Raw genomic sequence first — 22238 nt, 5'->3', positions numbered from 1 at the left:
CGCCGGCTTCGTGTGCACAGATCAATTACCAATACAGCACTCATCACAACCAATAACTTAACTTATGAGAACAGTTTTCAGCATCCTGCTATGCTTTGTTATTACAGGCCCTTGTTTTGCTCAAACCGGGTGGAAGGTCTGCAACTCGCCAGCTTTTACAAGAAGGGTGGACGACCTTTTTATGGTGAATACACAGGTGGGTTATGCGGTATGTGGTGATGGCAAGATCGTTAAAACCACTGATGGTGGCGATAACTGGACGCTGGTAGCGGAAAACAAAATGTATTATCGTTCGGTAGAGTTTATCAATCCTTTAAAAGGATTTGTCGGTGGGTTTTCCAATATCAGCGATACCAATGTATTGAAGCGAACAACTGACGGCGGCGCCACCTGGACAGACCTGAGCCCTTTACTGCCCCGCAAAGCAAAACGGGGTATCTGCGGCCTTGCTGTAGCGGATGCCAATACAATTTACGGATGTGGAAATTGGTACCAGGATAGTGGGTATATCATAAAATCGGTGGATGGCGGAGATAGCTGGAGTCTTATTGATATGTCGCTCTACGCCACCTCTATTATTGATCTCTGTTTTATAAATAAAGATGTTGGTTTTGCAACCGGTCGCGGACCATTGCCATTGCGTTCCGGTGTTATACTGTATACCACCGACGGTGGTGCAACCTGGACCTATAAGTTTCAAAACAATGTAGCCAGCGAGTATTGCTGGAAGATACAGCGGCTGACAGACAAATTATATTTTGCATCGCTGGAAGACCTGTCCAGTGTATCGCCCAAGGTATTATCTTCCACCGATGGAGGGATGACGTGGCGTATCCACCAGGTAGCTAATACCACAAATTATGATATTGAAGGCATCGGCTTTATTGATGCAAACAAAGGATGGACCGGTGGAGGTGCCGCTTATTCGTTTCAAACAAATGACGGAGGTGTAACATGGGATACCATTCATGTATGTCCCTATATGAACCGGGTGTTCAAAGTAAATGATACCTTATTACTGGCCAGTGGCGACCGTATCTGGAAATATAAAAGCGGTGGCTACATCCCTGCCATTCCGGCTAATCATTACGCATGGATGAAATGCAACCCCAACCCTGTAAAAGATAAACTGAATATCAATATTGCGGTTTCGGTACCTACCCGTGTAATGCTGATGGTGCTCGATAATTCCGGTAAACAGGTAGCGCTTGTTGAGAATGCAGATAAATCAGCAGGTTCTTATCAATATAAATTTGATACCCGGCAATTGGCGGCAGGCATCTATTACGTGGTATTAAAAACACACGATGATAAAGTAACTGTAAAGGTGATGGTGAACCGTTAATCTTTTTTGCTTTGCAGTGTAAAACCAAATGTAGTGCCTACATCAATTTTACTGCGTACATGAATGGTTTGCCCGTGCGCTTCCACAATATGTTTGCAGATGGATAGGCCTAACCCGCTGCCACCTACTTTACGGCTTCTTGCCAGGTCGGTGCGGTAAAAACGTTCAAATATGCGGTGCAGGTGCTCTTCGGAAATACCGGAACCATCATCGCTTATCTCGATCAAAATGGTTTTACCATCTATCTTGTAAAAACTGCTTTCAATAGTACCATCCTGCTTGCCGTATTTAATACCATTATCCACCAGGTTGATCAACACCTGCCGTATCTTTTCCTTATCTGCGTATACGGTTAAGGGTTGTTCGCAACCTTTTTTAATAAAGCACCTGATCTCTTTCTGTTCGGCTTTAATGGCCAATGATTCGTATACTTCTTTTAACAGGTCCTGTATCACAAAGTTTTGCTGGTACAATAACTGCTCGCCGCTTTCCAGTCTCGATATCTCATCCAGGTCATCTACCAGGTTCACCAGGCGGTCAATATTGCGGGAAGTGCTGCTTAAAAATTTCCTGTTTACGTCAGGGTTTTCCAGCGCCCCGTTCAGTAATGTATCCACATAGCCCTGTATGGCAAAAATGGGGGTCTTTAATTCATGGCTCAGGTTCTGCAAAAATTCTTTGCGGTAGGTCTCATTCTGCTGCAGTACTTCTATCTCTGCTTTTCTTTGCTCTGCCCATTTTTCCACGTCTTCCCTTACTTCGTCAATACTTTTTTGCGGCAGTATATTCTTATAATAAAACTCCTCCCGTTTACTCGCCTTGGTTTGATAAATGAGTTTGTATATGAGTTTTATTTTACGGTAAATGAAAGTTTGAAGTGTATACGATATCAGCGCAAAGCTGCACAAAAAAATAACTGCCAGCCATATCAAAGCCAGCCACCACACAGGGTAGGAAATAAATATGCCCACTGCTATCGGTACCGATAATGCCAGTGCAGTAAGTGCAGATAACTGTTGCGGTGAAAAATTTTTTTGAGAAAGCATGTGAACAGGCCATTGGTCATTTGTCATTGGTCATTAAAGCCTGCTGACTGTAACCGTATTTTATACAAATGTAACAAATGCCTTGATGCCTCCAATGACTAATGACTTAATGACTGGAATTACATTTCAAACTTATACCCCACGCCCTTAACCGTGCTGATGCAGTCCAGGTTAAGCTTCTGGCGTATTTTGCGGATATGCACATCAATGGTGCGGTCGCCTACTATCACTTCGGTGCCCCAGATGGTATTCAGTATTTCGTTGCGTAAAAAAACCTTGCCCGGTTTACCGGCCAGTAATGCCAGTAGTTCAAATTCCTTGCGGGCCAGTACAATATCGCTTCCCTGGTAATTGATCAGGTATTTTTCGCGGTCAATTTCAAAATCACCCACTTTTAACACCTTGGGTTCGTCTTTGGATAAACGCCTGAAGAGTGCATTCACCTTGCTTACCAGCACTTTAGGGCTCACTGGTTTCGTCAAATAATCATCTGCGCCATTCTCTAGTCCTTTTACTTCCGTGGTCTCATCGCTCAGCGCTGTTAAAAATATGATGATGGTGTTTTTAAAGGCCGGTTGCTGCCGCAGCAGGTTGCACACTTCCATCCCTGTTTTGCCCGGCATCATAATATCCAGGATGATCAGGTCGGGCATGCTGCGTTTGGCTTTTTCAATAGCCTCGTTACCATTTTTTGCAGTGATCACCTCAAATCCTTCAGCCTGCAAATTGTATTGGATGATCTCCAGGATGTCTGGTTCATCATCGGCAATTAATATTTTTTTAACAGTGCTCATACGTAAAATGCTGTGCAAAAGTACTCTTAATCAAGTATCAATAAATCAGTTTTATCCTGCCGCTATATTATCAAATTGTTAACGCAAAAAGCATTGGCATACAACCCTAAACAAATTTTCAGCATCTTTGCAGTATAACAATATGATAAAGCACGTTTTTTTAATCCTGATACTGTTTGTTTGCACGGCTGATGCCTTTGCGCAATGCGATTCCGTTAAACCGCCTTTACAGCGGCAGCGTTTTCATGATAAGATAAATGAAGAACAGAAATTACTGGATAAGACCGATGGAAAAGCCGACGGTTTCATTAAAGCTTCGGCTAATGACGATATCAATATCGCGGTAACCGATGCTATGATAAGAAGGATCTACCAGTTGCGCAATTGCATTGAACAAAACGCCAAGCTGCCTACCAATAACGAAAAAGTGCGCTACCTCACCTATGTAGAAAACCTGGTAAGAAGCTTCCGGATAAACTGGAAACTGAATAAAATAAAGCCTGTATTTGCCCCCGTTTTACTGGATAATTTTGAAAAGATAATGGCTGCCACCATCGACAGTGCCAGCATGGTGCCTTATATACAGGCTGCGCCTTACGAAGTAGCCCTGATCAACGCCGATATTTTTGTAAATAATAAAGGATACAACGACAGTAAGAATATTGTTTACTTAAAATACTGCGCCCTTAACCCCGATAAGATACTGGCCACCATTGGCCCTTACGGCAAGGAAAGTTTTGTAGACAGCCTTTTGGGTCTTGCCTGCAAAAATGATCCGGCCCAGATGTACAAGTATGCACAGGATGTATACTCCCCTACCGGTAAGCTTATACATAACAGCGGCAATGCTGCTGTAAGAGCAGTTGCTACCTTGAGCAAAACGCCGGGAGCGCTGCTGTACTTCCCTTTCCTGGATGATATTGTGTCGGGCAGAAAGCAAACCGACAGCCTGAAAAAAATAATCGGCGATGGCGAAATTGGTTATGATAGTGTGGCCTATTACAAATTATTGGTACAAACAGAGATCGAGTACAGCAAAAGAATGAGCAAAGGCGATACTGCCATTGCATTTTTTGGCGCCAATGGTTTAAGGGATATGTTGCAGCGCAAAGCCATTGAACACTTCATTAAACCCATCAACGAGCTGCACGAAAAGCCTGAGAACATTAGGATGAAAGCCATTGATTCCTTAACGCCGAGGGAAATTTATTACATGCTTGTAATGGGTGAGTCGGATATTTTTACCAGCAGCTACAAACACAGTTTTAACCGCATGCTGCAACGCATGGGTAAAAAACCTGCCACCGATTCTTTATTGCTTACGGTAAACTTCGATTACTTTAAGAAGTTCATTAAAATGGCGGCCAACTTTAATAAGCTGGATACATTTTTAAACCTGATGCCCGGCAGCAGTTCCGAATCGCTGATGAAAGCATTCGTGGCAAGGCTGGAAGCTACCTCCACGCTGGAAGATGCGGTGGATGTGGCAGACAGTTACAGCAGCATCAATAATAAGAACCTGCAGGCAAATATTTTAAGCTATGTGAATGAGAATGAAAAACGCTGTATCAATAGCAATAATACAAGGGGCAAGATCATTTACGATCTTTTAAAGACCATTTTTCTTTCGGCCGACAGTACCAATAAGATAAACCTCAGCGAAGCCATTGGCATACCGCCTATTTATACGGTGGATAATAAATCGTTGATGGACGACAGCGGCCGCATTGTGCAGCAGGTTTTCTTTTATGGCGATGAAGATGGTAAAACATATTTTCCGCAATTCATCGGATCCTTTTCGCCAAAGGAATGGAGCATCAACAACAATAATAAAGAATGGGTGGAGATAAAATCCTTAAAGGGTCAAAAGATCTGGATATACGTTAACCGCCCATTGAACAGTGATAAAAATCTTGACGATACCGCACAGGTACACCTGAATAATTATCTTGAAAAGAACGGGCTTCGCCCATCCGTGGTCACCCACCGTGGGCACAGTTACTGGCTGCCCGGCACCATTAAAAGAATGGCGGGTGATGCAAAGATCATTGTACTGGGTAGCTGCGGCGGTTATAAAAACCTGAGCAAGCTCATCGAGATCAATCCTGATGCACATATCATTTCCACCAAAGAAATAGGCACCGGCAGTATCAACCAGGTGATCACCAATAATCTTAACCAGGTGCTGTTATCGGGCAAACAACTGGTATGGAAATCAATGTGGGAAAATATCAGTACCGCATTTGCAAAGCAGCCAAAAGATACCAAGGAAGCCTGGGATGATTATATACCACCCTACAAAAACCTGGGCGCTATTTTCATAAAAGCATACAATAAAAAAACAGAGACCGAGTAGTCCTCACCGCTTAACAAAAACCGGCAGCAAGAAACTTAAAAGCGGTTAACTTTGTTGCATGAGCGATACGGGTGCTAAAAAAAAGCTGTTCAATTTTTCCTTACTGCGCAGGATATTTTACTTTGCCAAACCATACAAGAACAAATTTTATGGTTCATTGTTCCTGTCCGTAGTGCTCGCCATCATGGCACCCATCCGGCCATTTTTGATACAGCTTACCATCAACGACGGTATTAAAGAAAGTACAGCGGGTCATTTTATGAAAGGCCCCGGCGGTTTTATCATAGAAATTACCATTATACAAATTGTATTGCTGTTGATTGAAACCATCTGCCGGTTTTATTTCACATTCAGCACAGCCTCCCTCGGGCAAAGCGTGGTAAAAGACCTGCGGGTAACCACTTACAATAAGATACTGCATTTAAATCTCGGGCAATTTGATAAAACGCCTATCGGTACATTGACCACCCGTACCATTAATGATATCGAATCCATCAACGATGTTTTCAGCGATGGGTTGATACCGATCATTGCCGATCTTTTATCTATCATTTCGGTGTTGGTATATATGTTCACCGTAAGCGTACCGCTCACCCTGGTTTGCCTGGCGCCCTTTCCATTGCTGATGGTGGCCACTTATTTTTTTAAAGAAAGTGTGAACAAGTCTTTTATAAGAGTGCGCAATGCAGTGGCCAGCCTCAATGCCTTTGTACAGGAACATATTACCGGCATGAGCGTGGTACAGGCATTTGCAGCAGAGAAAAGAGAATACGAAAAATTCAATGCCATTAATAAAGAACACCGCAATGCCAACATCAAAGCTATTTTTGCTTACTCGGTGTTTTTCCCGGTGGTGGAGCTGGTGATGGCGGTATCTATAGGGTTGCTGGTATGGTGGGCAGCCAAAGATTCCATTCACCTGGACGAGCAAAGCAGGAGTAAGATCGCAGGTATCATTACTTCGTTTATCATCTGTCTCAATTTATTGTTCCGCCCGTTACGGGTGATCGCCGATAAGTTCAACGTATTGCAGATGGGCATGATAGCCAGCGAAAGGGTATTTAAAGTACTGGATAATGAAGACAGTGCTGTGAATGATGGGAAATATGCACCCGCCGCCATGCAGGGCAAAGTGGAATTTAGCAAAGTATGGTTTGCTTACATTGAGGAGCAATATGTTTTAAAAGATATTTCCTTTACCATCAGCCCGGGGCAAACCCTTGCTATTGTGGGCCATACCGGTAGTGGCAAAACATCTATCATCAGTCTGCTTAATCGTTTATACCATATACAGAAAGGCAGCATAAAGATCGACGATACCAACATAGAAGATTATTCGCTGGACACTTTGCGCAGCAGGATCGGTGTGGTGCTGCAGGATGTTTTTTTATTCAGCGGATCGGTGATGGACAATGTAACACTGCGCAACCCTGCCATATCAAAAGAAGAAGTGATAAAAGCAGCCCAACTGATAGGCATACACGATTTTATTATGCAGCTGCCCGGCAATTACGATTATAATGTGATGGAAAGGGGTGCCACGCTGTCACTAGGTCAGCGCCAGCTATTATCTTTTGTAAGGGCATTATTATACGATCCTTCCATTTTGATACTGGATGAAGCCACTTCATCGGTAGATACTGAAAGTGAGAACCTGATACAGCATGCCATTGATACACTGATCACAGGGCGTACTTCCATCGTGATTGCCCACCGCCTCAGCACCATCCGCAAGGCCGATAAAATAATGGTGCTGGATAAGGGAGAGATCAAAGAGATCGGCAGTCACGACGAACTGCTGGCCAAAGAAGGGTTTTACTACCAGCTGCACAAGATGCAGTTTGAAAAAAAGGTAAAAATGGTGTAAATCCTCAAAAGCAGCCCTCTTCTTGGGTTAAAAGCTGGTAGCGCATAAAATGTACCCTAAAGTACTTTTTGGCTTGTTTTTTAATTGGTTACAGACAATTATTTGTAGTGTGGGCAATTACACCGGGTTTATCGCTAATTTCTCCCTCTTCAATTTTTAATTTCCCCCCTCCCGCCTTATCTTTGCGGCAAAATTAGGGATTTGTATGCTTGAAAAGTGTTTAAAATCGTTACTGGTACTGGCTTTCAGCCTTTTTTTGACTGTTTCTTCCACTTCAGTTTTTGCGCAGCATAAAGAAGAGGTTAAAACCGAAGAACAAGGTAAAGAGCCGAAAGAAGGTTTGAATATGAAGGAAGTGATCTTCGGCCATATCATGGACGGTCACGAATTCCACTTTTTTGGCTATTCCCTGCCTTTACCGGTACTATTATACTCCCCGGAAAGAGGTTTTTCCAGCTTCATGTCTTCTAACTTAAAGCACGGCCATGAAGAATATAATGGTTATTTACTACTGAACGAGCACAATATAAAGGAGTTAGGGCTGGATGCTAAAAAGTTTACTGCCGGTAAGATCGTTGCAGTTAAAGATGGTAAACTGGACGAAGCTACAAAAGTGTACGATTTTTCTTTGACCCGTAACGTAGTGCAGATGTTGCTGGCCCTCATTATTTTAGTATGGATAATGACCAGCATCGCTAAAAAATACAAAAGCGGACAGGGTGTTACTTCAGCCCCTAAAGGCATGCAGAGTTTGATTGAACCGGTGGTTGCATTTGTAAGAGATGAAGTAGCCAATCCCAACCTCGGTTATAAAGCCAATAAATACCTTCCCTACCTGCTTACAATTTTCTTTTTTATCCTGATCAACAACATTTTCGGGTTGATCCCGGGCTCGGCCAATGTAACCGGCAATATTGCCTTTACACTGGTGCTGGGTGTTATTTCATTTATTGTAACTATTGCCAGCAGTAACAAACATTACTGGGGCCATATCTTTAACCCGCCGGGCGTTCCATTGGGTGTAAAATTCATCCTGGTGCCGGTGGAATTTTTAAGTATGTTCTTAAAGCCATTCTCTTTGATCATACGTTTGTTCGCCAACATGGTGGCAGGCCACATCATCATTATCTGCCTGGTAGCATTGATATTTATTTTTGGAGAAAAAATGGGACCAGTTGCTGGTTGGGGCGCTTCTCCTTTGTCATTGGCATTTACCATTTTCATTTATTTTATAGAAGTATTGGTAGCGTTCTTACAGGCTTTCATCTTTACTACTTTAACAGCAGTTCTGGTGGGCAGCGCTATCGAAGGCGATCATCATCACGAAGGGCACAACAGCCACGACAACGAGAATGGTTTGTATGATGATGCAGTGATCGTTTTATAATCCGGAATTATTAATTAACATAAACCAAGTAACATGAACTTAGGAACAATTTTACTGGAAGGTATTGCAAACGCAGGTGGTGCTGTAGGTGCTGGTCTTGCTGCAATGGGTGCTGGTATCGGTATCGGTCAAATTGGTAAAGGCGCTGTTGAGGGTATTGCCCGTCAGCCAGAAGCTACCAACGATATCCGCGCTAACATGATCCTTTCTGCTGCGCTTGTAGAAGGTGCTGCACTGTTTGCGATCATCGTAGGCTTCCTTGCAATGGTTTTATAATCGTTGCCAACTTTTTACTGCATCTGATGCACAGGGCGGAGGATGCAGTATTTTTTCTCTTTGAATTTGAGTAGTTAGTTGCGGGTTACGGGTTAAAATTGTTTTTATCGTTTGCGAAGCAAATCTCCGCTAACAATAAATCAACTCGTAACTTTTCTAACCCGTAACCAATAAATAAGATTTTTAATTATCGAACTTTTATAACATGGAACTTTTATTACCGGAGATCGGTCTATTATTCTGGACGCTTTTAGCTTTCCTCGTAGTATTTTTTATTTTAAGAAAGTATGGCTGGCCTGCTATCATTAAAGGACTGCACGACAGGGAAAAGTCTATTGCTGATGCTTTGTCAACTGCCGAAAAAGTGAAACTGGAAATGGCACAGTTAAAGAATGACAACGAAGCTTTACTGGCCAAAGCCCGTGAAGAAAGAGCTGCATTGCTGAAAGAAGCTAAAGAAACTAAAGACAAGATCATCAACGATGCTAAAGATGAAGCAAAAGTACAGGCTGCAAAGATCATTGCAGATGCACAGGCTTCTATACAGCAACAGAAAATGGCTGCTTTAACGGATCTTAAGAACCAGATCGGTAACCTGGTAATCGAAACCAGCGAAAAAGTATTACGCAAAGAATTAAGCAATAAAGCAGAACAGGAAAATTACATTAAGACCCTGGCTGCAGAAGTAAAATTGAATTAAGACCCCCTAACCCCCTAAAGGGGGAATAGCGGAGATCGAATTAAATAACCATCAGCATTTTGATACCATTTTAAGTGCTGATACAAATCAAGTTCCCCTTTAGGGGACAGGGGTATGAATAATCCACGTTTAGCAGGCAGATACGCCAAAAGTTTACTGGACCTGGCTACCGAACAAAACCAGGTAGAAGCGGTATATGCTGATATGAAATGGTTAAGCGCCATCTGCAAAAGCAATCCTGATTTTGCAGCAGTACTGGGCAGCCCTGTTATTAAGGCTGATAAAAAACAGGTGATCTTAAAAGCAGTGACCGACGGAAAAGTTACACCTACCACTGCCGGCTTCATCGACCTGCTGGTAAAAAAGACCAGGGAAAGCAACCTGAATGAAATTGTGAATGCTTATATCGATCAGTACAATGCGTTGAATCATATTCAAAAGGTAAAGATCACTACTGCAGCGCCGTTAACGGATGACCTGAAAGATGCGATCATGACCAATGTAAAAGCAGCCGTTCCTACACAGAAATTTGAAATAGAAACCTCTGTTAAAGATGAACTGATCGGTGGTTTTATTGTAGAAACCGGTGGCCAACTGGTGGATGCAAGCATTTTAAGAGACCTGAAAGATATCCAGAAACAATTCATGGACAACGAGTTCATTCATAAGATCCGTTAATTTTTTCCAATAAAATATAATTGCAAAAGCTGTTACAGATGTAACAGCTTTTTTATTGCCGGTTTGCCGTTCATAGAAATAAATTTGCAAAGTTGTGCAAGTATTTAGATATTTGCCTAAATATTTAATTACAGGAGCCGGTGGACACTTTATTTAAAGCTTTGAACGACCCTACACGCAGGGCCATACTGGAAATGTTGCGGAAGAAAGATATGACCGCCGGGGAAATTGCCGACCAGTTCAATATCTCCAAGCCCAGCATATCGCATCACCTCGATCTGTTGAAGCAGGCCAAGCTGGTGGTGTCGGTAAAAGAAGGGCAGTTCATCTTTTACTCTATCAATACCACCGTAATGGATGAAATGCTGAAATGGTTAATGCAATTATCTTCTAAAAAGAAAAAATAAGCTCATGAAAAAAAATTGGGTAACCCTTGCTGTGTTTATAATATGGCTGTTACCGGCTCTTTACTTTATTAAAATATACAACAACCTGCCTCCGCAGGTGCCCCTGCATTTTGGATTAAATGGTAAACCCGACCGTTATGGCAGCAAGGATGAATTAATGGGTGTAATGGCATTGCTGAGCGTTATTTCGCTGGGTGTATATTTCCTGGTGAAATACCTTCCTAAAATAGATCCTAAAAAAACGGCCAGCTACTCTTCCAATACATTCAGCAGTATCGCATTGGTGGTGGTGGTATTCCTGGCGGCACTGCAGTTATTGATCATCAATGCATCGGTAAATGGCAGCTTTGCATTAAGCAAATTCCTCTTCCCTTTACTCGGTTTGTTCTTTACATTCCTGGGCAACCTCATGTTCAGCGTAAAGCCCAATTATTTTGTGGGTATCCGTACACCGTGGACGCTGGAAAATGCAAACACCTGGAGGGTTACGCATCAACTGGCAGGTAAAATGTGGTTTGCGGGGGGTATCGCAATTGCGGTGATTTGTTTATTGCTGCCCTTTACTGTGGCAACGATTGTTTTTATCAGCATAACGTTGATCATTACACTAATCCCGGTGATCTATTCTTATACCTATTATAAAAAACACCAGCATCAATAACCGTATCAAAACTCCATCACCGGTGTTTTAATATCGTGATAAAACAGGAAGGTCCATTTTTCCTGCTGACCCTGCTGCCACCATAGTTGCCGCAGTTCCATACATTTACGGCCATCGTAATCGTACTTGGCAACAAATTTATTTTTCATCTGCTGGAGTTGTGGTGCCACATCGCCACCAAAAAATACTTTCTTTCCTTCTTCTTCAATCCAGAACACCTGGTGAAAAGGTGAATGGGCGCCGGTTACTTCGTAACGGATATAATCATCAATAACACCATCGCCTTTTGTAAATATCACCCGGTCGTTGTGACCGAGTATCTCAAATTCATCGGGCGTATAGGATGGTTTGCCCTTTGCCATTGCGGAATCAAATTCATCCCGGTTCACATAATACTGTGCATTGGGAAAACTGATGAATTTCTGCCCGAGTATCTTATCCTCCTTACTTACACCGCCGCTATGATCTTTGTGTAAATGACTCATCAGTACCTTTGTTACATCGAGCGGGTTAATGCCATTATCCAATAGATTTTGATGTATCTGCAAACTGCCATCTTTATTAGTAAAACCAAGGCCGGTATCAATCACTAAAATATCTTTGGAAGTAATGATGGCAAAAGGTTGTACCTCCACCAGTAAGCTGCCTACGGGTCTTTTCTGCAGGTCATCTTTTTCTACATCAAAAGGAATGAATTGCTTGGTGGTATCTATTGTAAAAGCGCCTTCGCTTAAAGGAATTATTTTCAAATTAAAGCTATTATGATAAAAAGAATGGAATGCAAAAATAAATGAAAAGCTCTAAACCCTGCGTTAAGCCACTATAGGGCTTGAAGATTATTAACGCAGTATCATATGCCTGTCTGCATCCAGCTTAATGGAAATGAACAGCAATATGGTAAATGTTATCAGGGAGGAACCTCCATAGCTTAACAACGGCAGCGTGATACCGGGCGATGGGGCAAGCCCCAGCGTCATACAAACATTTAACGCCACATGAAAGAACAATATGCCCACCACGCAATACATGTATACGCGGCTGAAAGTACTTCGTTGCCGCTCCGCTAAAAATACCAGGCGCAGCATTAATCCAAAATAGAATAACATCAGCACGGCGCATCCCCAGAATCCAAAATTCTCTCCTACGGATGAAAAAATAAAATCGGTGTTTTGTGCCGGTACAAATTCACCCCGGGTTTGCGTACCCTGCAAAAAGCCCTTACCCCAGAAGCCACCGCTACCGATAGCTATTTTAGATTGCTTTACATTATAGCTTTCCACTTTTTCGCCTGGCTTCTTTTTGGTGGTACCCAGCTTGGCAAATTCTTTTTGTATCTCTGCTTCCCTTTCCGGGCTTTTAAATTTGTAATCATCAATACCAAAGGTGGAGAATATACGTACCACCTGGTGCGGTTTCAGCACACTGTTAAAGAGCGCCGGTACCACAAATAATTTTACGCCGATACACAGTACCCAGATACCAATGATAAAGAACAGCCGTATAAAATCTCTTTTTATTTTACGCCAGTGAAACAAAATGAACAACACCGCGATAATGGTAATGATGATAAAGAATACTTCCGATGCCAATACGATACTTGCAATAACCAAAATAGCGAATGAGAAGATGATGATGAGATACAATGTAGGTAAGCCTTCCCTGTAAAATGCAATTGCAAATGAAAAATAAACAACCGCTGCACCCGGTTCTTTCTGCAGTACGGATAAAATAGCGGGCGAAAAAGCAATGGCCGCCGCGATCAACTGTGTTTGTGTTTTATGAAAATTGGTTTCCGGCATGGAAAGATACTTAGCCAGCGCCAGCGAGGTAAATATCTTACATACTTCCACCGGTTGTATATTCATAAACCCGAGTGGTATCCAGCTTTTAGATCCTCCCACTTCCTTACCCACCACAAAAGTGGCCAGTATCAACAGTATGCCGCCGGCATAGGAGAGATTGGCAGTAGCTGTAAAGAATTTACTGTCGGTCAACAAAATGAATACGGCTACTATAATACTTGCACCAAAAAAGAACAACTGCTTGCTGTATTCTTTTTTAAAACCCAAAAAGGTTTGCACCACATTATCACCCGCTTTATATTCCACTGAAAAAATACACAGCAGCCCGATGATCACCAACGCGGTGTACAGGAATACTGTAAGCCAGTCGATACCTTTTGATATGGAGGGATTTTTTTGATACATTTTGTGAGTGGTGAGTGGTGAGTGGTGAGTGGTGAGTAGTGAGTAGGAGCTACTCACAATTCACGTCTCACGTTACCTGTTTACAGAGTCTTTTGTTTCCGGTTTCTTTTTTTGCTCGGGCAAAATAGCTTCGGTATTTATTTTAATTTTATTATCGTTGCTGTCTTTTTTTGGCTGCGGATTTTTGGGATCGTCTTTCCCTTTTTTAAGTTCATCCAGTTCTTCATCGTTTCCTTCATCCATACCAATAGTGTCTTTTATCACTTTGATATATCCTTTGGAAATAAGGTAAGCAGAATCTTTGGAATGCCTTAATGAATCCTGCCTTTTCATCTCCACATAGATCCTTGAAGGTATCAGGTTTAAATTGGATAACTGTTCCACTCTTGCTAACCTTGCTTTATCAGTAATAGAATCCTTTAAATATTTTTCTATCATAAACCCTACAATGGGCGCTGCATAAGTACCGCCAAAGCGTCCGCTGTTCTCCACCACGCACATAATAGCGATCTTGGGATCTTCCCTGGGAGCAAAGCCTGCAAAGAAAGCATGGTTGGGTTGTTTTACACCGCGGTAATAGTTTTCTACCGTACCGGTTTTACCGCAGATATTAATGCCTGCAATTTTAGCTGCAATACCCGTACCACGGTCCACCACACCCTGCATGCCATCATGCACCGCTTCAAACACACTGTCAGGAATATCGATGGTGCTGTGCTTTTCTTTAAAAGCCGACAGCATATCAAATTTATCGCCGCCTTCAATCGAGTCAACGAGATGTGGTATTTTATACCAGCCTTTATTGGCAATATAGGCCATTTCATTCGCCACCTGTATGGGTGTAACATCCACTTCACCCTGGCCGATACTCACCGAACGGAAGGAACAGTAATTCCATTTTCCCTTGCCATAAGCTTTATCATAAAATGCGGTGCTGGGTATCAGTCCTCTTTTCTCTGAGGGTACATCCACACCCAGCCTGTGCCCAAGCCCAAACGCCTGCATATACCTGTTCCATACATCCAGGCTGCTGTCAATGTTGGGATATTTAGGGTTGTTGATCACCCTTTGCATTACGGTAGCGAAATAGGTATTGTCCGAAATAGTGATGGCGCTGCGCAGATCGAATGTACCACGGTCCAGGCATTTCATGGGTTTGCCCGTTCCGCAACCGTAGAATGCACCGGAGCAGGAAACACGGAATCTCGTATCGATCACACCTTCGTGTAGCCCTACCAGTGCCTGTAGTGTTTTAAATGTAGAACCGGGTGAGTAGGTTGCGCCAACTGTTCGGTTCAGCAATGGAAGCGCAGGGTCTAACAACAGCTCGGCGATATGTTTTTTTCTTTCCGCACCAGTCAGTAATTTAGGTTTAAATGTAGGGCTGCTCACCATACATAATATACCACCGGTTTTAGGATCGATGGCAACAATTGAACCCAGCTTATTGGCCATTAATTTTTCACCCAGCATCTGTAATTCTATATCAATGGAGCTGTGCATGTTCTGCCCCGCAACAGCCATGGTATCAAAGCGCCCTTTTTCCAGCCTTTCGGTGAGTTTACCTACTTTATCTCTTTTCCAGAATTCAATACCCCGTTGCCCCAGCATCACATTCTCATAAGTTTTTTCCAGGCCCGTTTTACCAATATAATCCCCCATCACATAGCCCGTATATTTGGGGTTCTTCAAAATGCTGGAATCCACCTCACTTAAATAGCCGAGGATATTACCTGCCGCATCATAAGGATAATCCCTTACCGATCTTTCCTGTAAATAATAAGCCGGAGCAAACTTGCGCATATTCTCTGTAAGCTTGGCCATCTTTTCGTTGCTGAGCAAAGCTTCAAAAATAGAAGGGCGCTGGCTCTTGAATTTGAAAACAATATTCTCCATCCTTTTCCTGAACTCCGCTGTATCAATACCAAGAATATTACACAAGGCTGCAGTATCGGTACCCTTTATCTTACTGGGTATTACCATCAGGTCGAAGATGGTGGTGTTCTGTAAAATGGACCTGCCTTTGCGGTCGTATACAATTCCCCTGTCCGGGTAAACCACTTTACGAAAAATACCCTGGTCATCCGCCGCCAGTTTGTACTTGGAAGAGAACAACTGCAGGTTCATCAGCTGTACAATGATAATGAGCAGTACGCCGATAAACATCAGCATAATTACATTTTTCCGGGACTGATTGAAGACAGACAAGGGGATTTATGATTTTAGATTTGTGATTGCAGATTTGAGATTTTTATGAAGGACTGTCTATTAGCTTACATTATCCACTATTCATTATTCAATTATTCATTAAGCAGTATTCGTGCGGTATTTTTGTTTACGTACAAATAACAACTCTGTAATTATTATCAGCAATAAACTGATGGCAGTTGATAAAAGTGTTTTCACCAAAAAATACCAGATATTACCAAACTGCCATGCCTCTAATAAAAACAACCAACTGTGATGAATTATTGTGAGTACCAGCACATAAATAAAATACTGCATCGGGCCGCCCATACTTTTGATCGATGGCTCATCATAGTTGCCATCCGCACCTTCCTGCGGAATTAAAATATTGATCAGAAACGGGCGTACATAAGCGATCAATACGCAGGCTGCTGCGTGAAAACCCGGGTTGTGCCGGAAACTGTCGAGTATAAACCCGTAGGCAAAAGCCGTTAACAAAGCCCAGTTGCGGTTCATATTAAAAGGCAGCCACAATACAAATAAAAAATACAGGTAAGGTGTAACCATCTGGTGCAGGTGTATCTTATCCAGTACAAAAACCTGTATCAGTATAAAAAGCATGATGCGGATGATATTTTTTACAAAATTGCTCATGTTATCCCTGCATAATTTTATTTGTTCTGCTGTTTGGCTTTATCCAGTAATTGCTGAATAGCTTCCTGTTGTTTATTATCAATAGCAAATACATATTGCAGGCTGTAAAAGTCTGCTGCCGACCTGATCTTTATCAAAAAGTTATTGGTGCTTTTTTCAGGTATTACTTCAGTTACATATCCAATTACCATTCCTTTTGGAAAATAAGTACTGTTACCACTGGTAATGATAGTATCACCTTTTTCCACTTTGGCGCTCTTGGGTATCCTCGTCATAGTAAGTATGTTGGGTGTCACACCATCCCAGGCAACTGTACCTGTTTCGCCGCCTTTCAGCAGTTTACCATCTATTTTACTGTCTTTATGTAAAAGACTCATGGCTACAGAATAATCGCTGCTGGCGGCTGTAATTACACCTACCACTGCATTATTGATATCCACGAGGCCCATGTCTTCTTTCAGTTGCTGTGATCTGCCACGGTTCAGCACAATAAAATTGCTTTGTGTATTCACCGAATTCTCAATTACAGCAGCCTGCATATAAGTATACCGGCGGTACTCTGTCAGCGAATCTACTTTAATAGTATCCAGCACGGTTTTACTTACTGTATCTGGTATTTGAAAATCGGCCCTTAATTTATTGTACAATCTTTCGTTGGCCTTTACCAGGGAGTCGTTGGTTCTTTTAAGATGGAAATAGTCCTCTATCTTATTGTACTGTTCATTTACTTTACCCGTAAGCTGGTTGGCGGTATTGGAAAACACCGCATTGTGATAGGTATTGTAATGAACAATCAAATAGATACAAAACCCCTGCAGCAGCAGGAAGAAAATAAAAGTGAAATAACGGCGGACGAAAAGAAAAATATTACGCACCGAAGGGAGTGTTATTATTATTTGAAGTTCCTGAAAGGGCTTCAAGATGCAAGCTACAAGGGATAAGTATTCAATGCCAATTTACTTTGCTTCTCCCTTGCAACTCATGGCTTGTAGCTTATTTTTATCTCATCACAAACGGGTACCTGTCGTAATGCTTTAAGGCAATACCAGTACCACGCACCACGCTCTTCAGCGGATCGTCGGCAACATGCACCGGCAATTTGATCTTGGCCTGCAGCCTTTTATCAAGTCCCCTCAGCAAAGCACCGCCACCAGTAATGTACAGGCCCCTGCGGTAAATATCCGAAGCCAGTTCCGGCGGTGTTGTTTCCAGCGCTTTCAATATTGCTTCTTCAATTTTAAAGATGCTTTTATCCAGCGCTTCGGCTACTTCCTGGAAGCTTACCATTACCTGCTTAGGAATACCAGTCACAAGGTCACGGCCGTTAACAGGAATATCATCCGGTGGATTGTCCAGGTCTTTCATGGCAGCACCCACCTGTATCTTGATCTGCTCTGCAGTACGTTCGCCGATCAGTAAGCTATGATAACGGCGCAGGGCTTCCATGATATCTGCGGTAAATTCATCTCCCGCAATACGGATACTCTGGTCGCACACAATACCCGCCAAAGCAATTACGGTAATACCCGTGGTACCACCGCCTATATCAATGATCATGTTACCAACAGGTTCTTCTACGTCGATACCAATACCCAGCGCAGCAGCCATCGGTTCGTGTATCAGGTAAACTTCTTTGGCGCCTGCCTGCTCCGCACTGTCACGCACCGCCCTTTTTTCCACCTCGGTAATACTGCTCGGTATGCAGATCATCATTCTCCAGCTGGGTGCAAACAATGGTTTTTTGGGATAGATCATTTTGATCATTTCCCTTATCATCAACTCGGCAGCATTAAAGTCTGCTATCACACCATCCTTCAAAGGACGAACAGTGCGTATACTTTCGTGGGTCTTTTCATGCATCATCAATGCTTTTTTACCCACGGCTAAAATGTTCTTCGGATTATTTCGGTCCAGTGCAACAATAGAAGGCTCATTTACCACAACTTCATCGTTGTGAATGATGAGGGTATTGGCAGTACCCAGGTCAATCGCTATTTCCTGTGTAAAAAAATTAAAGAGGCCCATATTTTGTCAAGTGAAAACGTAATGTAAATTAATGCCAGCAAAGTTGAAGTAAATTATTTGAATTAACAACGCTAAATATTTTATTTTTCAAAGATTTATTTAAAAAATGCTTTGACCCCAAACAAGGCAAAATTTAAGCCAGAAAAGGGTTTGCTAAATATTTTAGTTGTTATTTTTTCTCCAAACTGCTTACTTCGTTTATGCGGCAGTGTTAGTTATCACTCAGGGAAATTCGTAACCGATATCACTGCGGCAATACATGCCTTCAAAATACAGTTGCTCCATCATGTAATTGGATTGTTCGGCAGCTTCAGAAATGCTGTCGCCAAATGATGTAACCACCAGCACCCGGCCGCCATTGGTAAATACCTCCCGGCCCTGCTGCTTGGTACCCGCCTGGAACACCAGGCTGTTCTCCAGCACTTCATTTTCCAGGCCCTGTATAGGTATGCCCGTCTTGTGTTCGCCGGGGTAACCGCCGCTTACCGCCACAACGGCTGCAGCACAGCGGTTGTCGGTCTCGATCGTTATTTCGTTCAAAGTTTGCCTGGCAGTAGCAGCCAGCAATTCCACCAGGTCGTTCTTGATACGGGGTATCACCACTTCCGTTTCAGGGTCGCCCATACGGCAATTGTATTCAATCACTTTGGGTTCGCCATCGTCATTCATCAAACCAAAAAAGATGAACCCTTTATAATCCAGCTGATCTTTCTGCAATCCTGCAACAGTTGGTTCAATGATCTTTTCTTTTACTTTCTGTAAAAACTCGTCTGTAACAAACGGCAACGGGCTTACTGCACCCATACCACCGGTGTTGAGCCCGGTATCTCCTTCTCCCACTCTTTTATAATCCTTTGCTTCGGGCAGTAATACATAGTTCTTGCCATCGGTCAAAACAAAAACGCTCAGTTCAATACCTTTTAAAAATTCTTCCACCACTACTTTCTTTCCGGCATCACCAAATTTAGAGCGGTGCAGCATCAATTCAAATTCCGAAAGCGCTTCCAGGCTGTTCTGGCATATCAACACACCTTTACCTGCTGCAAGTCCATCGGCCTTGAGCACTACCGGTAATGAATGTCCCTTGATATATTCCACACCAGCTGCATAGTTATCGGCTGTAAACTCCCCGTAAGCTGCAGTGGGAATATTGTGCCGCTGCATAAAAGCTTTGGCAAATGCCTTGCTGCCTTCCAGCTGTGAAGCAGCTTTTGAAGGGCCTATAACGGTGATATGCTTAGTGGCTGCATTATTTTTAAAATAGTCGTAAATACCTTTCACCAGCGGCTCTTCGGGGCCTACCAGCACCAGGTCCACCTCGTTGGAAACACAGGCCGAAGCCAGCAATTCAAAATCGTTGATGGCCACGGGCAGGTTGCTGCCGCACAAACCAGTACCGGCATTACCGGGCGCAATAAATAATTTGTTACATAATGTACTTTGGGTAAGCTTCCAGGCAAAAGCATGTTCTCTGCCGCCCGAACCAATTAAGAGAATATTCATGGATTTCAATGCAATTATTAAAAGGTTTATACTTTAAGCTTGCGAATTTAAAATTATAAGAGCGCATTTCCAGAATATTTTTACGAACGGGCATTTTATATGAAAATATCTTAATGCCGCGAAAACGGCACAAGCCGCCTTGTTTTAAAAATTGGCCTGTTTAAATTGATGGTTACTAAAAAGAAAATCACTATTTTGAGACACTAAACTAACTATACAAGCATAAAAAAACCACTTACTATGACTGATTCTATCATTAATGAACAAGAGGCGATAAAACAAACCGGCCACCCCAAGGGCCTATGGGTACTATTTGGTACCGAAATGTGGGAGCGCTTTAACTTTTACGGCATGCGGGCCCTGCTTTCGCTTTTTATTGCCCAGGCATTATTGATGGGAGAAACTGATGCCTCTATTATCTATGGTGGCTTTTTGGGTTTATGTTATCTCACGCCCATGCTCGGCGGTTATATATCCGATAAGTTTTTAGGCAACAGGAACTGTATCTTATTGGGCGGTACCATTATGGGTATTGGCCAGTTATTACTTTTCTTCAGTGGCAGCATATTCTCTACTAATTTAGGCCTGGCGCAAAATATTATGTGGCTGGCATTGCTGGCCATTATTTTTGGTAATGGCTTTTTTAAGCCCAATATCTCTTCCATGGTGGGCAGCCTTTATCCACCTGCACAAAAAAACAAACTCGATTCGGCCTTTACATTGTTTTACCTGGGTATCAACGTAGGTGCTACTTTGGGTCAGATACTTTGCCCGATCGTGGGTGATGTTACCAATAATGGTGTAAGAGACCTGAGCGCTTTTAAATGGGGCTTCCTGGTGGCGGCATTGGCCATGTTTACCGGAACGCTTACTTTTTTATTCCTGAAAAATAAATATGTTGTTACTCCCGAAGGAAAAGCGATCGGCGGCAAACCACAAAAATCGGATATTCCCGAAGGTGAATCTGCCAGTGCGCACTTTACCATGACGAGCATCATGATTTCCGTGGTATTGCTGGTAGCTGCTACATTTGGTTTGCACCTTGTATTCGACAGCCCGGGCGCTTCACTTATAAAAACATGGTTGTATCCTTTCATCTTTGCCGCCGGTATCAGCCTTGGCTATCTTATTCTTTCGGATAAGACCATTACCAAAGTAGAGCGTGACAGGATATGGGTACTGTATATTGTATGCTTTTTTGTGATGTTCTTCTGGGGTGCGTTTGAGCAGGCAGGTTCTTCATTAACTTTTATTGCGGATAACCAAACCGACACCAACTTCCTGGGATGGAAAATGCCTTCCAGCATGGTGCAAAGCTTCAATGGTATTTTTGTAATGGCATTTGCAATCCCTTTCAGTATTCTTTGGGTGTGGATGAGCAAACGAAAACTGGAACCTATATCTCCTGTAAAACAGGCCTGGGGTTTATTGCTGATAGCATTGGGCTATCTCATTATTGCCACGCAGGTAAAAGGGCTGGGCATGACCGGAAAGATCGGTATCATCTGGTTCATTGTTTTATACTTACTGCATACCTGGGGCGAATTGTGTTTATCACCGATCGGTTTATCACTGGTGGCAAAGCTGGCGCCAAAAAGATTTGCTTCGCTTTTGATGGGTGTATGGTTCCTGGGTAATGCCGGTGGTTATGTATTGACCGGTGTACTGGGTGCATTATTACCACCTTCGCCTGATAAATATGTAGCGATGGAAAAGGAACATGTAGACCTCAGATCTATTTTAGAAGGGCAGAAAGAAGCATCGGGAAGAGAATTATATATCCTGGGGCATGAAAAGATCGCAGCTGCTGTAGATACTAAAAAAGCGAAGGAAAATGGTATTGACCTGGATAAAGCTTTTGAAAAATCGAATGCCATGATCAAGAAAGCGCATGAATCAAAAGACAGTACTTATGGTTTAAGTAATACACTCGATGAGGTTTTAACACCGGCGCAGTTTGAAACCATCAAATCGCAGAAACTGGTTGCACCGGCCTATCCTTCCTTTGCAGGATTCAAATTAAAGGATGTGTATGATTTCTTTATGCTGTTCGTGGTATTGTGCGGCCTTGCAGGCATAGTGTTGTATGCTCTTTCGCCAATGATGAAGAAGATGATGCATGGTGTGCGGTAAAAGAAAATGATT

General features: G+C 42.7%; 19 protein-coding genes. 10 read left to right on the top strand and 9 right to left on the bottom strand.

The genetic code is table 11. From position 1 onward, the window contains the following. Window positions 1–64: 64 nt before the first annotated feature. Window positions 65–1345 carry a T9SS type A sorting domain-containing protein gene (locus tag QM738_RS08795; RefSeq protein ID WP_462276317.1) on the top strand — a complete coding sequence of 427 codons (1281 nt, stop codon included), beginning with the start codon at window positions 65–67 and terminating at the stop codon, window positions 1343–1345. On the opposite strand, the gene QM738_RS08790 is transcribed toward QM738_RS08795, so the two are convergent. Beyond that, window positions 1342–2418 (bottom strand): sensor histidine kinase, encoded by a 1077-nt coding sequence (locus QM738_RS08790; RefSeq protein ID WP_462276316.1) that lies wholly within the window; start codon window positions 2416–2418, stop codon window positions 1342–1344. The two genes, QM738_RS08795 and QM738_RS08790, sit on opposite strands and share 4 nt — an antisense overlap. 92 nt (window positions 2419–2510) lie before the next feature. Further along, on the bottom strand, window positions 2511–3185 hold the full coding sequence (locus QM738_RS08785) for a response regulator transcription factor (RefSeq protein ID WP_462276315.1): 675 nt from the start codon (window positions 3183–3185) through the stop codon (window positions 2511–2513). 142 nt (window positions 3186–3327) lie between these two features. Between QM738_RS08785 and QM738_RS08780 the strand changes: the two genes are divergently transcribed. The 8 genes from QM738_RS08780 to QM738_RS08745 all read left to right on the top strand — a co-directional run bounded on the left by QM738_RS08780 (window position 3328) and on the right by QM738_RS08745 (window position 11517). Beyond that, on the top strand, window positions 3328–5541 hold the full coding sequence (locus QM738_RS08780) for a hypothetical protein (RefSeq protein ID WP_462276314.1): 2214 nt from the start codon (window positions 3328–3330) through the stop codon (window positions 5539–5541). A gap of 58 nt (window positions 5542–5599) precedes the next feature. Next, window positions 5600–7408, top strand: coding sequence for an ABC transporter ATP-binding protein (locus QM738_RS08775; RefSeq protein ID WP_462276313.1), 1809 nt, complete (start codon window positions 5600–5602; stop codon window positions 7406–7408). A 205-nt stretch (window positions 7409–7613) separates the two neighbouring features. Then, complete coding sequence (atpB, locus tag QM738_RS08770) at window positions 7614–8795, top strand: F0F1 ATP synthase subunit A (RefSeq protein ID WP_462276312.1); 1182 nt, start codon at window positions 7614–7616, stop codon at window positions 8793–8795. A gap of 33 nt (window positions 8796–8828) precedes the next feature. After that, complete coding sequence (atpE, locus tag QM738_RS08765) at window positions 8829–9071, top strand: ATP synthase F0 subunit C (RefSeq protein WP_462276311.1); 243 nt, start codon at window positions 8829–8831, stop codon at window positions 9069–9071. A 205-nt stretch (window positions 9072–9276) separates the two neighbouring features. Next, a complete protein-coding gene (atpF, locus tag QM738_RS08760; RefSeq protein WP_462276310.1) occupies window positions 9277–9771 on the top strand; it encodes a F0F1 ATP synthase subunit B in 495 nt (164 codons plus the stop codon). A gap of 114 nt (window positions 9772–9885) precedes the next feature. Continuing rightward, window positions 9886–10449 carry an ATP synthase F1 subunit delta gene (atpH, locus tag QM738_RS08755; protein ID WP_462276309.1) on the top strand — a complete coding sequence of 188 codons (564 nt, stop codon included), beginning with the start codon at window positions 9886–9888 and terminating at the stop codon, window positions 10447–10449. A 140-nt stretch (window positions 10450–10589) separates the two neighbouring features. Beyond that, window positions 10590–10856: an autorepressor SdpR family transcription factor gene (locus QM738_RS08750; protein WP_462276308.1), complete on the top strand. Its 267-nt coding sequence runs from the start codon at window positions 10590–10592 to the stop codon at window positions 10854–10856. A 4-nt stretch (window positions 10857–10860) separates the two neighbouring features. Further along, entirely contained in the window at window positions 10861–11517 is a 657-nt protein-coding gene (locus tag QM738_RS08745) for an SdpI family protein (protein WP_462276307.1), read from the top strand. Window positions 11518–11522: 5 nt separating this feature from the next. On the opposite strand, the gene QM738_RS08740 is transcribed toward QM738_RS08745, so the two are convergent. The 7 genes from QM738_RS08740 to purD all read right to left on the bottom strand — a co-directional run bounded on the left by QM738_RS08740 (window position 11523) and on the right by purD (window position 20093). After that, window positions 11523–12266 carry an MBL fold metallo-hydrolase gene (locus QM738_RS08740; RefSeq protein WP_462276306.1) on the bottom strand — a complete coding sequence of 248 codons (744 nt, stop codon included), beginning with the start codon at window positions 12264–12266 and terminating at the stop codon, window positions 11523–11525. A gap of 90 nt (window positions 12267–12356) precedes the next feature. Continuing rightward, window positions 12357–13781: a rod shape-determining protein RodA gene (gene rodA, locus QM738_RS08735; protein WP_462276305.1), complete on the bottom strand. Its 1425-nt coding sequence runs from the start codon at window positions 13779–13781 to the stop codon at window positions 12357–12359. Window positions 13782–13796: 15 nt separating this feature from the next. Then, complete coding sequence (locus QM738_RS08730) at window positions 13797–15896, bottom strand: peptidoglycan D,D-transpeptidase FtsI family protein (protein WP_462276304.1); 2100 nt, start codon at window positions 15894–15896, stop codon at window positions 13797–13799. 135 nt (window positions 15897–16031) lie between these two features. Then, a complete protein-coding gene (gene mreD, locus QM738_RS08725) occupies window positions 16032–16565 on the bottom strand; it encodes a rod shape-determining protein MreD (protein WP_462276303.1) in 534 nt (177 codons plus the stop codon). A gap of 17 nt (window positions 16566–16582) precedes the next feature. Next, entirely contained in the window at window positions 16583–17440 is an 858-nt protein-coding gene (gene mreC / locus QM738_RS08720; protein ID WP_462276302.1) for a rod shape-determining protein MreC, read from the bottom strand. Window positions 17441–17564: 124 nt separating this feature from the next. Beyond that, on the bottom strand, window positions 17565–18590 hold the full coding sequence (locus QM738_RS08715) for a rod shape-determining protein (RefSeq protein WP_462276301.1): 1026 nt from the start codon (window positions 18588–18590) through the stop codon (window positions 17565–17567). A gap of 222 nt (window positions 18591–18812) precedes the next feature. Next, complete coding sequence (gene purD / locus QM738_RS08710) at window positions 18813–20093, bottom strand: phosphoribosylamine--glycine ligase (RefSeq protein WP_462276300.1); 1281 nt, start codon at window positions 20091–20093, stop codon at window positions 18813–18815. A 240-nt stretch (window positions 20094–20333) separates the two neighbouring features. Between purD and QM738_RS08705 the strand changes: the two genes are divergently transcribed. Next, window positions 20334–22226, top strand: a complete 1893-nt coding sequence (locus QM738_RS08705) for a peptide MFS transporter (RefSeq protein WP_462276299.1) — start codon at window positions 20334–20336, stop codon at window positions 22224–22226. The last annotated feature ends 12 nt before the right edge of the window (window positions 22227–22238 follow it).

It is taken from the genome of Ferruginibacter sp. (genome assembly GCF_049840995.1).
Taxonomy (GTDB): Bacteria; Bacteroidota; Bacteroidia; order Chitinophagales; family Chitinophagaceae; genus Ferruginibacter.
This window is presented reverse-complemented; position numbering and strand designations above follow the sequence as displayed.